Origin of the sequence: Pseudoalteromonas sp. MMG006 (assembly GCF_018101025.1) — a bacterium.
Classification (GTDB): Bacteria; Pseudomonadota; Gammaproteobacteria; order Enterobacterales; family Alteromonadaceae; genus Pseudoalteromonas.
In genome coordinates this window covers 111718-126143 of the sequence record NZ_JAGJEJ010000008.1, presented here as the reverse complement: position 1 = coordinate 126143, position 14426 = coordinate 111718, and the positions used below count along the sequence as shown (strand labels likewise).

General features: G+C 39.8%; 8 protein-coding genes and 1 pseudogene. 3 read left to right on the top strand and 6 right to left on the bottom strand.

The annotated features are described in order from the left end of the window. Together J8L73_RS10165 and prlC are read right to left on the bottom strand one after the other, a co-directional pair. Positions 1 to 1179 carry a response regulator gene (locus J8L73_RS10165; RefSeq protein WP_211016726.1) on the bottom strand — a complete coding sequence of 393 codons (1179 nt, stop codon included), beginning with the start codon at positions 1177 to 1179 and terminating at the stop codon, positions 1 to 3. 136 nt (positions 1180 to 1315) lie between these two features. Next, a complete protein-coding gene (gene prlC, locus J8L73_RS10160; protein ID WP_211016724.1) occupies positions 1316 to 3367 on the bottom strand; it encodes an oligopeptidase A in 2052 nt (683 codons plus the stop codon). Positions 3368 to 3593: 226 nt separating this feature from the next. Between prlC and gorA the strand changes: the two genes are divergently transcribed. The 3 genes and pseudogenes from gorA (at position 3594) to J8L73_RS10145 (ending at position 6777) form a co-directional block, all read left to right on the top strand. Then, the gene (gene gorA, locus J8L73_RS10155; RefSeq protein ID WP_211016722.1) at positions 3594 to 4955 is read left to right on the top strand and encodes a glutathione-disulfide reductase; all 1362 of its coding nucleotides are present in this window, start codon (positions 3594 to 3596) and stop codon (positions 4953 to 4955) included. Positions 4956 to 5219: 264 nt separating this feature from the next. Continuing rightward, positions 5220 to 5819 (top strand): hypothetical protein, encoded by a 600-nt coding sequence (locus tag J8L73_RS10150; protein WP_211016720.1) that lies wholly within the window; start codon positions 5220 to 5222, stop codon positions 5817 to 5819. Positions 5820 to 5940: 121 nt separating this feature from the next. Continuing rightward, a pseudogene (locus J8L73_RS10145) lies at positions 5941 to 6777 on the top strand (mechanosensitive ion channel family protein). A 50-nt stretch (positions 6778 to 6827) separates the two neighbouring features. Here J8L73_RS10145 and tldD read toward each other — a convergent pair. From tldD to rng, 4 genes are read right to left on the bottom strand one after another with little or no spacing between them, the layout of a single operon-like run. Next, a complete protein-coding gene (gene tldD / locus J8L73_RS10140) occupies positions 6828 to 8267 on the bottom strand; it encodes a metalloprotease TldD (RefSeq protein ID WP_211016718.1) in 1440 nt (479 codons plus the stop codon). Further along, a complete protein-coding gene (locus J8L73_RS10135) occupies positions 8264 to 9103 on the bottom strand; it encodes a carbon-nitrogen hydrolase family protein (RefSeq protein ID WP_211016717.1) in 840 nt (279 codons plus the stop codon). Before J8L73_RS10135 ends, tldD begins: the two co-directional genes overlap by 4 nt. After that, on the bottom strand, positions 9100 to 12954 hold the full coding sequence (locus J8L73_RS10130) for a YhdP family protein (RefSeq protein WP_211016715.1): 3855 nt from the start codon (positions 12952 to 12954) through the stop codon (positions 9100 to 9102). Before J8L73_RS10130 ends, J8L73_RS10135 begins: the two co-directional genes overlap by 4 nt. Then, a complete protein-coding gene (gene rng, locus J8L73_RS10125) occupies positions 12954 to 14426 on the bottom strand; it encodes a ribonuclease G (protein WP_058547573.1) in 1473 nt (490 codons plus the stop codon). The genes J8L73_RS10130 and rng overlap by 1 nt, the downstream gene beginning before the upstream one ends.

Here is a 14426-nt window from a genome sequence, read left to right as displayed (position 1 = left end):
CTAAAATAGCTCTATATCATTATGATGATTAATATTTTGCTGTGCGGCTTCGGCTTTGCTTCGTAAATTTGCAAGCAGCTCGTTACGGCTTTCTGTTACTTGTTTGAGTTGGTACTTAATAAATGCCAAATCACTATTTGCTGAAGCAAATAACTGCATGGTTTCATTTAGTTGAGACAGATAGAGCGTTAAATCAGCATGATTGGCCTGTTCTTTTTGCTGCTTTACAGCACAATCAAGCTCATGTAGCTGCTCTATAAATACTTTAGCGGTGGTGTTTTGCGCAACATTTTGACTATTTAATTGTTTAACAATATCTTGCAGTGCGGTGCTTATTTGAGCCGCCTGCTCATAACTACTTTCGCTTCTTTCCATAGTTACGACCTTCTCGTTTGTAACCTCTAAAATATGCGGGAATAAATCTTTAAATCGCCCATATAGCACGCTGTTTTCTATTGGCATATTTTTTATGAGTAAAGAAACTTTTGGGTAATTAATAATTGTACTACTGCCAATATCTACAAAACGCTTTGAGTGTCGGTGCTGCTCAAGCAGTTCTTGCTCAAGCGGACATACACCACTTTGCTGACTATAAAAAATACCTTGGCTTTTGTACCAAAAGACAACCACCACATCTAAATCTAATGGTGTGAAAAATGCTAAAAAATACTCACTTAATGTTTGAAAATTATTAGCATGATAACTTTGCCCAACGTAACGCATTATGCGTCCCATATCACCAGATTCAGCCATCGCCATTTCAGCTGTTTTATTTGCTTTTTCTATATCAAGTTTTAGTCTTGCACATTGCTGCCTGTATTCGTAGAGCACTTTTATACGCGCTGTCAATTCTTCTGCATTAAAAGGTTTTGTAATGTAATCGGATGCGCCTAAACTGTAACCTTTAACACGATCACTTAGCTCAACTTTTGAAGAAAGAAACATGACAGGAATATCTTTAGTACTTTCGTTTTGCTTGAGAGTTTTACATACATCGTAGCCAGAGAGACCCGGCATTTCTATATCGAGTAATATAATATCAGGGTTGTACTTAGTAGTGAGACGTAATCCTTCATCGCCATCCTCAGCATGTATTACTTTGCAAAACCCAGCTAAAGATTCTTCAACTATATGATGAACATACTTATCGTCATCAATTGCCAGCACCAACTTTGTCATGCCTTAGTCCATTTAAAAAGGTATGTTAAAAGCATAGTACGGGAAGATAAAATTACTAAAAATTATTGGTTAAAATATAAAAACAATAAAAAAGCGCCATTAAGGCGCTTTAGTAAGAATAAGAAATAAAGTTGCCTTAAGCCGCTATACCGCTGTGACGAAGTAATGCGTCAACACTTGGCTCTCGACCGCGAAACTTTTTGAACAGTTCCATAGGTTCTTCACTACCGCCTTTTTCTAAAATATTTTGCATAAAGGCTTGGCCTGTTTCTGCGTTAAAAATGCCCTCTTCTTCAAATTTAGAAAATGCATCCGCTGAAAGTACTTCTGCCCATTTATATGAGTAGTAACCCGCGCTGTAACCACCTGCGAATATGTGGCTAAAACCATGCTGAAAACGATTAAACTCCGGCGGTTTAACTACTGAGGTACGGCTACGCACATCATCTAATACCGCTTGAATTTGGCACTGCTCACCCGCTTTGTAATCGTTATGGATTTTAAAGTCGAATAACGAAAACTCAATTTGACGTAGCATTTGCATGCCTGAGTTATAATTTTTAGCAGCTAGTAGCTTATCTAATAACTCTTTAGGTAGTGGCTCTCCAGTCTCATAATGCCCTGAAATAAAGCTTAGTGCTTCTTCGTCATAACACCAGTTTTCTAAAAACTGACTAGGAAGCTCTACTGCATCCCATGCAACACCATTAATACCCGCTACAGGCGCTGCATCAACTTGAGTCAACATGTGATGGATACCATGACCAAATTCATGGAACAAAGTAGTTACTTCATCATGTGTAAATAGCGCAGGTTTGTCACCTACGGCTTTATTAAAGTTACACACTAAATATGCAACAGGTGTTTGTAGCTCGCCATTAGCGCGCACTTTACGCCCCATGCAGTCGTCCATCCACGCTCCACCGCGTTTACGGTCACGTGCATATAAATCTAAGTAAAAACGACCACGTAATGTATTACTGCTGTCATAAATTTCGAAAAAGCGAACATCGCAGTGGTAACTATCAAAGTCGTTAACTTCTTTTACGGTAATTCCAAATAAACGGTTAACGGTTTCAAATAACCCGCTAAGCACTTTATTTGCAGGGAAGTACGGACGTAGTACTTCATCTGAAATAGCGTATTTTTCTTGTTTTAATTTTTCGCTGTAGTAGCCGAAATCCCATGCTTGAAGCTCAGATATGCCATGCTTTTGCTCAGCATAGGCTTTTAGCTCTGCGACTTCTTGCTCTGCTTGAGGTTTAGATTTAGCTGCTAAATCTTCTAAAAAGGAAAACACTTGCTCTGGAGATTCAGCCATTTTAGTTGCAAGGGATTTCTCGGCATAACTGCTAAATCCTAATAACTGGGCAAGCTCATGACGAAGCGCAAGCTCCTCACTCATAATTGCTGAGTTATCGTATTCCCCGGCATTAGGACCTTGATCTGATGCGCGTGTACAAAATGCGGTGTAGGTTTCTCTGCGTAATTCACGGTCATCTGCGTAAGTCATTACTGGCAAATACGATGGGAAGTCGAGCGTGAATACCCAACCATCTAAATCTTTACTTTTTGCTGTTTCGCTTGCAAGCGCTAATGCTGACTCTGGTAAGCCCGCTAATTGGCTTTCGTCGGTAATGTGTTTTTGCCATGCAAGTGTTGCATCCATAACATTATTACCAAATTTAGAAGCCAGTTCAGATAAACGTACGCTAATTTCGCCGTAGCGTTTTTGATCGTCATCGCCAAGTGCTATACCTGAGAGCTTAAAGTCACGAAGTGCATTGGTAATTGTTTTTTGCTGAGCAGTCGTTAGCGTTTTAAATTCGTCGCTATTATAAAGCGCGTTATAGGCCTCATATAAACCTTGGTGTTGCCCTACAAATGTTGAATACTCAGATATAAGAGGTAAACACTGCTCGTATGCTTGACGTAACTCATCGTTATTCATAACAGAATTTAAATGCGAAACCGGAGAGAACATGCGTGATAATTTATCGTCGGCTTCTTCTAAAGGTAATACTAAATCATCCCACGTGTACGAACCCTTCGCTAGTACATCGTCTATGGCTTTGCGGCTTTGTTCAATACCGTGCTTTAGTGCTGGTACTACATACTCCGGCTTTATTTTTGAAAATGGTGGTAAGCCTTCAAGGCCAATGAGTGGGTTAATTTGTAATTCGCTCATGAATTCTCTCAATTTAATTGACTATGAATTTGAAGTTGGGGCAAAACAATGAAATACAAGCCTCCATTGATAGGTCTAATATAGGTTACGATAAAACTGATCGTCATATTAAAGAGTTTCGTTTGTTGTATTTATCGGTTTTTTACAGCATCGCCTTGGGTGACTTGCACTTTTCATATGCTATCATCGGCACATTATAGTTGAATATATTTTTTGAGGATTAAACATGGCTCAGCATTTTGATTACATAGCAATTGGTGGCGGTAGTGGCGGTATAGCCTCAGCAAACCGTGCAGCAATGCGTGGCGCTAAAGTGGCACTTATCGAAGCAAAACACATGGGTGGCACCTGTGTAAATGTAGGGTGTGTGCCTAAAAAAGTTATGTGGCATGGTGCTCAAGTAGCTGAAGCTATTAACTTATATGCGCCTGACTATGGTTTTAATGTTGAAGTTAAAGGCTTTGATTGGAGCAAGTTAGTAGAAAGTCGTGAAGCCTACATTGGCCGAATTCACAAAGGTTATGATAGTGGCCTGGCGAGTAACGGCGTTACTGTAATCAAAGGTTTTGCTAAATTTGTAGACAGCAAAACGGTTGAAGTAAACGGCGAGCATTACACCGCTGATCATATTTTAATTGCTGTAGGTGGGCGTCCAAGTATCCCTAATATTGAAGGGGCTGAACACGGTATTGATTCTAACGGCTTTTTTGAGCTTAAAGAACAACCTAAGCGCGTTGCAGTAATTGGCGCTGGTTACATTGCGGTTGAGCTTGCAGGGGTTTTACACGGCCTAGGCACAGAGACCCATTTGTTTGTTCGTAAGCATTCTCCACTTCGTAACTTTGACCCATACATCGTTGACACGCTTGTTGATGTTATGGCTGCTGAGGGCCCTACTCTTCATACTGAATCTGTACCTCATAAATTAGTTAAAGAAGATGATGGCTCTGTAACGCTACATTTAGATAATGGTAAAAGCCAAAATGTTGACCAAGTAATTTGGGCAATTGGTCGCCAACCAACAACAGACGCTATTAATGTTGCAGCTGCTGGCGTTGAAGTTAATAGCGATGGTTTTGTCAAAGTTGATGAGTTTCAAAATACCACAGCTAAAAACGTTTATGCTGTTGGCGATATCATCGAAAACGGTATTGAACTTACGCCTGTAGCCGTTAAAGCTGGGCGTACTTTATCAGAGCGCTTGTTTAACAAAGAGCTCCCTGATGATTTAAAAATGGATTATAACTTAGTGCCAACGGTTGTATTTAGCCATCCACCAATTGGCACTATTGGCCTAACTGAGCAAGAAGCGATTTCTCAGTATGGCGAAGAAAACGTTAAAATTTACCAATCTGGATTTACGGCGATGTACACGGCTGTAACGAAACACCGCCAGCCTTGTAAAATGAAACTTGTATGTGCTGGCCCTGAGGAAAAAGTAGTTGGCCTTCACGGAATTGGTTTTGCAGTTGATGAAATGATTCAAGGATTTGCAGTGGCCATGAAAATGGGCGCGACTAAAGCTGATTTTGATGCTGTTGTTGCGCTGCACCCAACAGGCTCAGAAGAATTTGTAACGATGCGCTAAGCATCTATTTGAAACTATAATAGCCTTTACTATTTATTTAGTAAGGGCTTTTTTATGCTCAGTATATTTATACCTTAATGCACAACAATCACACTAAAACCATTACAAACAAAACATCAAAAGTACATTAAATACACATCTAACCCATTAATTTAACAACAAAAATATTAGACCTAAAAATATAAAAAAAGTTTCCATATTGTTTTGGCTTTCATGCCTTTTTGTAATTAGAATCTCGCACAATAGTCACCTATTTGGTTTTATATGTTTTTACTGCGATCTTTTATTTACTTACTATGCTTAGCAGGCATTGCCTCTTTAATTCAACTAGAAGGCTTTACGCTTCAGCAAAATGCACTTTATAGCGAAGAAACGCTTACTGAACACATGCAAGACATTTTAACAATGCTAAGCTTTATTTTGTTTTTTTATGCCTCGCGCATCAACTCGAAACTCAAGATAGCTTGCGTATTACTTGCGACTCTAGCAGCAATCATGTTTGTAAGAGAATTTGATACATACCTCGATATGTATGTGTTTGATGGGGCTTGGCAAGCTATCGTTTATTCAATACTCGCTTGTATAATCGTTTACCTAATCACAAAAAGAGGCACCATTTACAGCTCTATCCAAGCTTATGCGCAAACACCAAGTTATGGAATTTTCTTAGCAGGCTTAGTTACGCTACTGGCTTTTTCTCGTATGATGGGTAAGGGCGCATTTTGGCATGCTGTAATGGGAGATAACTACGTGCGTATAGTTAAAAACATTGTGGAAGAAGGGATAGAAACGCTTGGTTATACTTTAATTTTAATTTCGGCTATTGAGCTTGTACTTTTTTGTCGCAAGCAACTTAATAATTAACATCCTCACCCTAGTGGTTAAGCCTTAATCTAAACCGACTTAATCTTTTTGAAGTTAAGTTTGCTAATTGATTTAATAAATCAATATACTAGTGTTTAGATTTACGAGTGTTTTGGAATTTATGCTTAAAGATATTTTGTCTCACCCATTTCTTATTTCACTGCTTTTGCTTGTGGTTGCTTTTGTTTTAAAAGTACTTGTAGATAAGCTAGCAAAAAACCGAGCTGAAAAAAAAGAAAAAGACATTAGGTATATATTACACAATATTAAGCATTTTATTAACTTTGTAATGGTGCTGTCGCTATTATTTGTGTGATCGACCGAAATTCAAAATTTTGCGCTTTCAATTGCAGCTTTTGCAGTTGCTATTGTGCTTGCAACACGTGAGTTTATTCAATGTGTTATCGGCTTTTTTTATCTTGTAACAACGCGCCCATTTAGAGTAGGTGATTGGATACAAGTAGGTGACTATTTTGGTGAAGTAGCCGAAACCGATTGGGTAAAAACCACTATGCATGAAATTGATATTCGTACATATCAGTTTTCAAGAAAGACCATATATATTCCAAATAACAAGCTTATTACTAGTTCTATTAAAAACTTAAACTTTGTAAAACGCTTTGCAACTCATCACTTTACTATTGTGCGCAGAGAGAGCTTTAACCCTTATCCCATTCACAGCTTACTCACTGAAAAAGCAAAACAATACTGCGAAGAATTTGAAGACGTAGCGAGCCGCTATAACTCAATGATTGAACGAAAGTTAGATGCAAAAATATCAGGACCAGAGCCTGTTATACATTTTGGCACCACTGAATTAGGTGAATTTAAAGCAAGCTTTACGCTATTTTGCCCAACCGATAAAGCGCTTGAAATAGAGCACAAATTAACAGAGTCTTTTTTTGCATTATGGTACGAAGAGGCTGAAAAAAATAAAAAGGATGAAGGAAAAGCCTAAACTTTACATTCGTCACAAAAAGCGCGAATTCACTTCGCGCTTGGCAATATTTAAGCTGTACCGCCAACAGTAAGCTGATCAATTTTAAGACTTGGCTGACCCACACCTACAGGTACGCTTTGCCCATCTTTACCACATACACCCACACCTTTATCAAGTGCAAGGTCGTTGCCTACCATAGAGATTTGCTGCATAACCTCTGGGCCGTTACCAATTAGCGTAGCGCCTTTAATCGGCTGTGTAATTTTACCATTTTCGATTAAATACGCTTCTGATGCGCTAAATACAAATTTACCTGATGTTATATCTACCTGCCCGCCACCAAAGTTTGGTGCAAAAACACCTTTTTTAACTGAGCTGATGATATCGGCTTGGCTATGCTCTCCACCTAACATATAGGTATTAGTCATGCGTGGCATTGGTAAGTGCGCATAAGATTCACGACGTGCGTTACCGGTTGGATTTACACCCATTAAACGTGCGTTTAGCTTATCTTGCATATAGCCTTTTAAAATGCCATTTTCGATAAGTACATTGTATGCAGCAGGTGTACCTTCATCATCTACATTTAGTGAACCGCGACGGTCTGCCATTGTGCCATCATCAACAACGGTACATAACTCTGACGCTACTTTTTGCCCTACTTTGCCGCTAAATGCTGATGCGCCTTTACGGTTAAAGTCGCCTTCAAGACCATGCCCTACGGCTTCGTGTAAAAGCACACCAGGCCATCCATTGCCAAGTACAACTTCCATCGTACCCGCTGGTGCATCAATAGCCTCAAGGTTTACTTTAGCTTGGCGTACTGCTTCTTCTGCAAATCCCATCCAACGCGGTTTACCATCAACTAACTCTTTAAAATAACCGTAATCTAAACGCGCGCCACCGCCTGCGCCACCACGTTCACGGCGGCCGTCTTTTTCAAGCAGTACTGAGCAGTTTAAACGAATAAGAGGACGAATATCGGTTGCAAATGTACCGTCACTTGCAGCAATCAATACCTCTTCGTACACTGCCGACATTGAGCTAATTACTTGCTCTGCATCGGGTGCGAGTTCACGAATGTAGTTTTCAAGCTCACGTAATAAGCTTACTTTATCGTTATCACTCATGCTTGAAATTGGTTGGTGCGGCGCAAATTGCTCTTTTGCTTTTACATCACTAAATACTTTTATTGCTTTATCTTCGCCTGCATCTGCAATGCTACGAGCCGCAGTAGCCGCTTTATTTAACGCTTCTAGGTTTATTGCATCAGAGTAAGAAAAACCTGTTTTTTCGCCGCTTACTGCACGCACACCGACACCACGTTCAACGTTGTAAGAGCCCTCTTTAACTAAACCATCTTCAAGCACCCACGATTCGTGATGGCTTGATTGAAAGTATAAATCGGCGTAATCCACTTTATGCTGATGAATATAGCCGAGCGTTTTTTCGAGTTCTTCTCGATTTAGCTGGCTGTCGTGTAATAAATGCTGTTCAACCGAATTCATAATAAATGCTCTCTAAATCGTTGATGAGATTGCACAGGCATATCTCTTCTAATTTTATTTAATTGGTTTAAGTCTACGTGACCGCTTATAAACCCAACTCCGCTTGGCAGCACTGAAAGTTGCTCGCCCCACGGTGAAATAATAATGCTGTGGCCATACGTTTGTCGGCCATTTTCATGTGTTCCGTATTGCGCAGCGGCAATTACATAACATTGTGTTTCTATTGCACGCGCCGTTAATAACGGTTGCCAATGTGCTTGCCCTGTAGGGACTGTAAATGCACTGGGTACTAAAATAATTTCAGCGCCTTGGCGAGCGAGTTCATTAAATAGCCCACTGAAACGCAGATCATAACATACTGTTAGGCCAATTTTACCAAAGGGAGAGTCTACAACCACAACATCATTACCTGCTTGGGTAGAGTCTGACTCTCGATAGCGACCTGTTTTATCATCTACGTTTACATCAAATAAATGTATTTTGTTATACGTTGCAACCAGCTCGCCTTGATTATTATATAAGTGCGATGCTGCATAATATTTATGTTCGTTAAATGGCTCAGGCATTGTGCCAGCATTTATCCAAATATTATGGTGTTGGCACAACTCACTAAGTTGTAATTTATATTGCTCAACTTGCTTATCAACAAGTAACGTATCGTTTGCGCTTTTACTAAACACTAAAAAAGCCTCAGGCAAACATACAAGTAATGGTCTAGTTGCTGGAAGTGTTTTAAGTGCTTGCTTTAAGCTTGCTATGTTGTCATCAGGGTTTTGCACGGAACACATTTGCAGGGCTACTATTGTTGGGGTGCCGAGTATTTCAGTGTTGTTCATTGCGTTACTGTTACTTGTGCATCTTTAAGTTTTAAATCGACTGATGCTTGTGGCTGATTTTGAGCCGCTTGTGGCAAAGTAACCTCACGGCTTTTTCTATCAAGTTCTTGTACCACCGGATCGTTCATTTTACCTGTCACCTTAAAATTGATCTCGGAGATCACCCTGGCTGAATGAATTACTTTATCAAGTGCCAATGCTGCAAGCCCTGTTACAGGGTTTACCATCCAAGCCACGATTACAGGAATACTCGAGGTAACTTGCGGAGCAACTGCTAGGTCGTAGTCTATATCGAGGGTATTTAAATTTGCATAGCCTTTAATAGTTAAATCGGCGGGTACACCATCCATTTGTGTATCTTTTGTATAAGCAATGCCGTTTTCTAATTGCATAGTGCCTTGCAGGCTATTGTAAAAAAAACCTTTTGAAAATACGTCTCTAAAATCAAGCTTTAGCTTACGCACTAACGAATCAAGACTAAGCAATGAAAATACCCGTGCGCCACCATCACTGATTTCAGTTAAGTGCCCTTCTCCTAAATCCCAATCTACCTCGCCACTTAAGCTTTTAACATCAAAATCATACGGGGCGGCTTGCCAAGTAAGGTTATAATTAAGATCTGCTTTAGAATCTTTAATGGCTGTGGTTATATCAAACTCATCAAAGAGCGTACCTATATCATCACTTTTAAGCTCTCCACTGAGCTGTGTTAATCCGTTTTGCCACTGACCATTAGTACGCAATATATGATCGCCTTTATCAACCACAAGCTCTGAGATTGATAGACGCTTACCATCGCCAACAAGCGACGCGCTTACTTTATCAAGCTGGTAGCTCGATATTTTACAATCACTGCATTCAAACTCAATTGCGGGCACTTTAGTAAGCCAATTTAAATTTTCTTTTGGGAGTACGTCTGTGACTTCAAGCGGTTGCTCTACTTTTTCAGCAAAGTTAAGCCTTAAGTAGTCAGCGTTAATTCTAATTGGTTGGCTAGGTTGTGATATAGGAATGTATACTCCTGCACGCATCTCTTTTGCATTTAATTTCAAAAATAAGTCGCTTTGCAACGGCGCTAGACGCATCTCAAAATCGTTAAAAATAATATTACTTGCATCAAGCGTGTTGATATTTGCAACCACTTCGCTAAGTGGCGGCATAATACCTTGTGATTGCACATCTGACTTAGATTGTGCGGCATGTATAATTTGATCTATTAATTCTATCCAAGGAGATAATTTAGTTTTTTCGAGGTTTATATTCACACTTAAATCTTTTTGGTTAAGCCCTAAATCTTGCTTACCCAATACAATATTCACATTGCTAAACTGTGGCTTACCACTTTCTAAAATAGCATTAAAAAACAGCTGTTTATTTGCATTGGCAGTTATCAGGTTTGAAATATCATCACCTTGCACTACGCCATCAAGCGGCCAAACTTGCTGACTAGTTTTATTATAAGGTGCAGGTAAAGTGCTTGTTAAACCTAGTAGGTCAGAATTTACTTGAGCGCGGTAATTAAAGCCTTGTTCGGTGAAGTTTAATGTAAGGCCTATATCTACCTCACTTTGCCCACTCAAATAGCCGTTTAATATGCCTTGGGCTTTAGCGATTAACGTATCGGCATCTAGTTGCGCTTTAATATTAATATTTGCGGTGTAATCCTTTGCGTTACTTTGGCTGTCGTAATCAATTTTTATCGGCATGCCAAGCCATGTTGCAGTGGCGTTATTTAAGCGAATATTGTCGTTTTTAAAAGTCAGTTCGCCATTAAGTTTTTCAAGCTCAATGCCTGGATTTGCAATATAAAGAGGTAAGTCTTTAAGTGCTACCTTGCCACTAACGCTCGCCCCACCTTTAAATTTGTCACCAACTAATAGCTCAATACTGGCCTGAGCCTCACCTTTTCCTTGCACAACTTCAAAAATATTAGCAAGAGGGTTTGCTATTGGGGTGGCAGCAAAAAAGTCATGTAACTTTTCCATTGGCGCTTTTTTATCAATTTGTACTATTAGTTCATCGGCATTCATTAAATCGGCAATACTTACTTTTACACTATTACCGAGTTCTAAATTAACTAATTGGCCCTGCTGGCTATAAATGTCCATTCGCTCATTAGCAAAATGTAATTGTATGTTAGCATTTTTGACCGAAGGCCAATTTGGATCAAACTGGTAAGTGGCATTATCTATTTGTGCTAAAACATCGAACTGCCCACTACCATCTGTAAATGGAAAGCCTGAAAGCGGCCCTGCAAATAGTACTTGCGCTTTAGATACTTCGCCCTCTTTAATTGCACCATTTAAGTAACTCACTAAGCCTGGGCTCATTGCTTTTAATGGAAAGTAATGCCCTGCAATTTTGGCATCAGGTGCAAATGCTTCAGCATAAAGATCTAACCGAGGATCATCGCCTAAACTAATTTGTAACTCAGCGGCGAGTGTCACTTCGTTGTTATCAAACCAAATATTGTCACTGTTTATTTGCCAGCCATTTGCACGCTTAGCTAAATCAAGCTCAACATTGAGTTGATTATAATTGATATCGTCACTAAAGCTCTCACCTGTAACCAGCGTACCGTTTTCGCCAAATAGGTTTATTCGGCCACGGTTTTGCGTAAGCAACCCATCAACCCTAAGCGCTTGCGCTGCTGGTACCGAATTTAATTCTTGCCAACCTATATTGTTTGCTTCAAACCACAACTGCCATTGCTGTGCACTGCTAAAACTTAAATACGCTTGATTTACCTGCCCTGTTGGTTGGCGTGCAAGTAGTGGCTCTAGGGCGTTAAAATTGCTGAGTCCCGCCAAGTTACTTAACAATTCAAAATCAACTTGATGAAGCCATACTTTATTTTGTTTGCCTAGCTGCGCTTCAAATTCAAGGCTTGGCCACGCTTTATCGTTACTATTGAACGCTAAACCGGTACTTTTTAGGTGCCAACTATTTTGCTCTGGGTATAAGTGAAAACCGCCTTCGCTTAAGCTTACTTGTTGGCTTTGATCATCTCGTTGCCAACGCACAAAGCTAGGTAGCCACTGCATTTTAATATCTCTTACTTGGCCTTCATTAAATTTTAGCCAAGCTTGTAAATTAATATCGCTATGCAGCTGTTGCTTTTCAGTATTAATATATTGCGCTAACCAATTAGATACATCCACCTGGTTAGCTTGTACATACATATCGCCAGCTATTTGTTCAATGGTATCGCCGGTAAGTGCAATGCGCGCATCAAAGCTTCCAACGGAAATACCCGGTAGCGCTAAACTACCACTCCCTAAATGCTGCTCGTTTTCGTTTTGCCATACAATATTTTTTAAAAGTAGCTTACGCTCTTTGCCATCTTCTAGGATAAAACTAATACTGGAGCTTTCTATTGCGAAGTGGCCTGTTTCACCTAAAAATAGCTCTTCTATTAATTCTTTTTGTTCAAACGATACCTCTTCGTCGTTACTTTGTAATAAGTTTTCGACCTTTACGCTTGTATGAAAGCCGTTAATAACAAAGTAATTAGATTTGAGCTGAAAAGACTTTAAGCTTTCCCACAAATTAAGTTCTAGGCTAGTTTTTGCAATAGTGAGTGAAATTGGCGCGGTTTCGTTGTCTTTAAACGATAGGTTTTCAAGCACAAGGGCGGGACCACTACCCTGCCAGCTTGCTGATATTTCACCGATTGATAAACTGATTGCAAACTTATCATGGAGGTAGGTTTCAATATCTCCTTTATAGTCGTTTGCATAAGGAAGTGTGTACTTTAAAATTGAAACAATAACGGCCAGTAATACTAAAATTATGGCGCAGGTTTGCCATAACTTTCTAAAACAAAAAAAACAGACCGCTTTTGCTTTCATTACATCATTACCACATCAAACTGCTCTTGGCTGTATAAGCTCTCTGTTTGAATGTTGACTTGCTTACCTATAAATAGTTCAAGTTCAGCTAGGTTATGATATTCATCATTAAGTAATGCCTCACTGACTGCTGGTGCTGCGTAAACCATAAACTTATCCGCTGCGTAAGCTCGGTTTACGCGTACTATTTCACGTAAAATTTCGTAGCAAACAGTCTCTACTGTTTTTTGCGAGCCGCGTCCTGAACACGCAGGGCAAACATCACATAAAACATGTTCTAAGCTTTCACGCGTTCTTTTACGTGTCATTTCAACAAGGCCAAGCGCAGAAAGACCATTAATATTAGTTTTAGTACGATCTTTAGCAAGTGCTGACTCAAGAGAGTGCAATACACGGCGTTTATGATCTTCACTTACCATATCAATAAAGTCGATTATGATAATACCGCCTAAATTACGCAGCCTAAGCTGACGCGCTATTGCAGACGTTGCCTCTACATTAGTATTAAAGATAGTCTCTTCTAAATTACGATGGCCTACAAATGCGCCTGTATTTACATCCACCGTGGTCATTGCTTCGGTTTGGTCAATAATAATATAACCACCCGATTTGAGCGTTACCTTACGGTGTAGTGCTTTTTGAATTTCTGTTTCAACATCAAACAAGTCAAAAATAGGTCGCTCACCCGGGTAGTACTCTAAAACTTGAGAAAGCAGCGGTACAAACTCTTCTGTAAATAACTTTAGCTCTTCATAAGTTAGCTTTGAGTCGACCCTAATACGCTCCATGTCCTCACCTACGTAGTCACGTAGGGTTCTAAAAGCGAGCGTTAAATCTTCATGCAAAATACTGGCTTTACTGGTTTTTTGTCTGCGAGAAGTAATTCTCTCCCAGAGCTTTCTTAAGAAACCAGCGTCGTGACGTAGCTCTTCTTCACTTGCACCCTCAGCTGCAGTACGCACAATGAAGCTGCCATTATCGTCGCCATACTCAGCCACTATTTTTTTAAGGCGTGAGCGCTCTTCTTCTGTTTCTATACGCTGACTAACACCTACATGGGTAGCATCAGGCATAAATACCAAGTAGCGAGATGGGATAGTGATATCGGTAGTAAGCCTTGCACCTTTAGTACCTAATGGGTCTTTAACCACTTGCACCATAATGTATTGCCCTTGGCGGACAAGCTCGCGAATATCTTGTACTTTTTTAATAGGCTCGTCGTCAACACCTTCAACAATTGAGGCGCTGTTTACAATATCAGATGCGTGTAAAAAAGCCGCTTTATCTAGGCCTATATCTACAAACGCAGCTTGCATACCAGGTAAAACACGACTAATTTTTCCTAGGTAAATATTGCCTACAATACCGAGGTTTCCAATTCGCTCTAATTGAATTTCTTGAAGTACACCATTTTCGATCAGGGCAACACGGCTTTCACTTGGCGTGACATTTATTAGTAATTCTGTACTCAT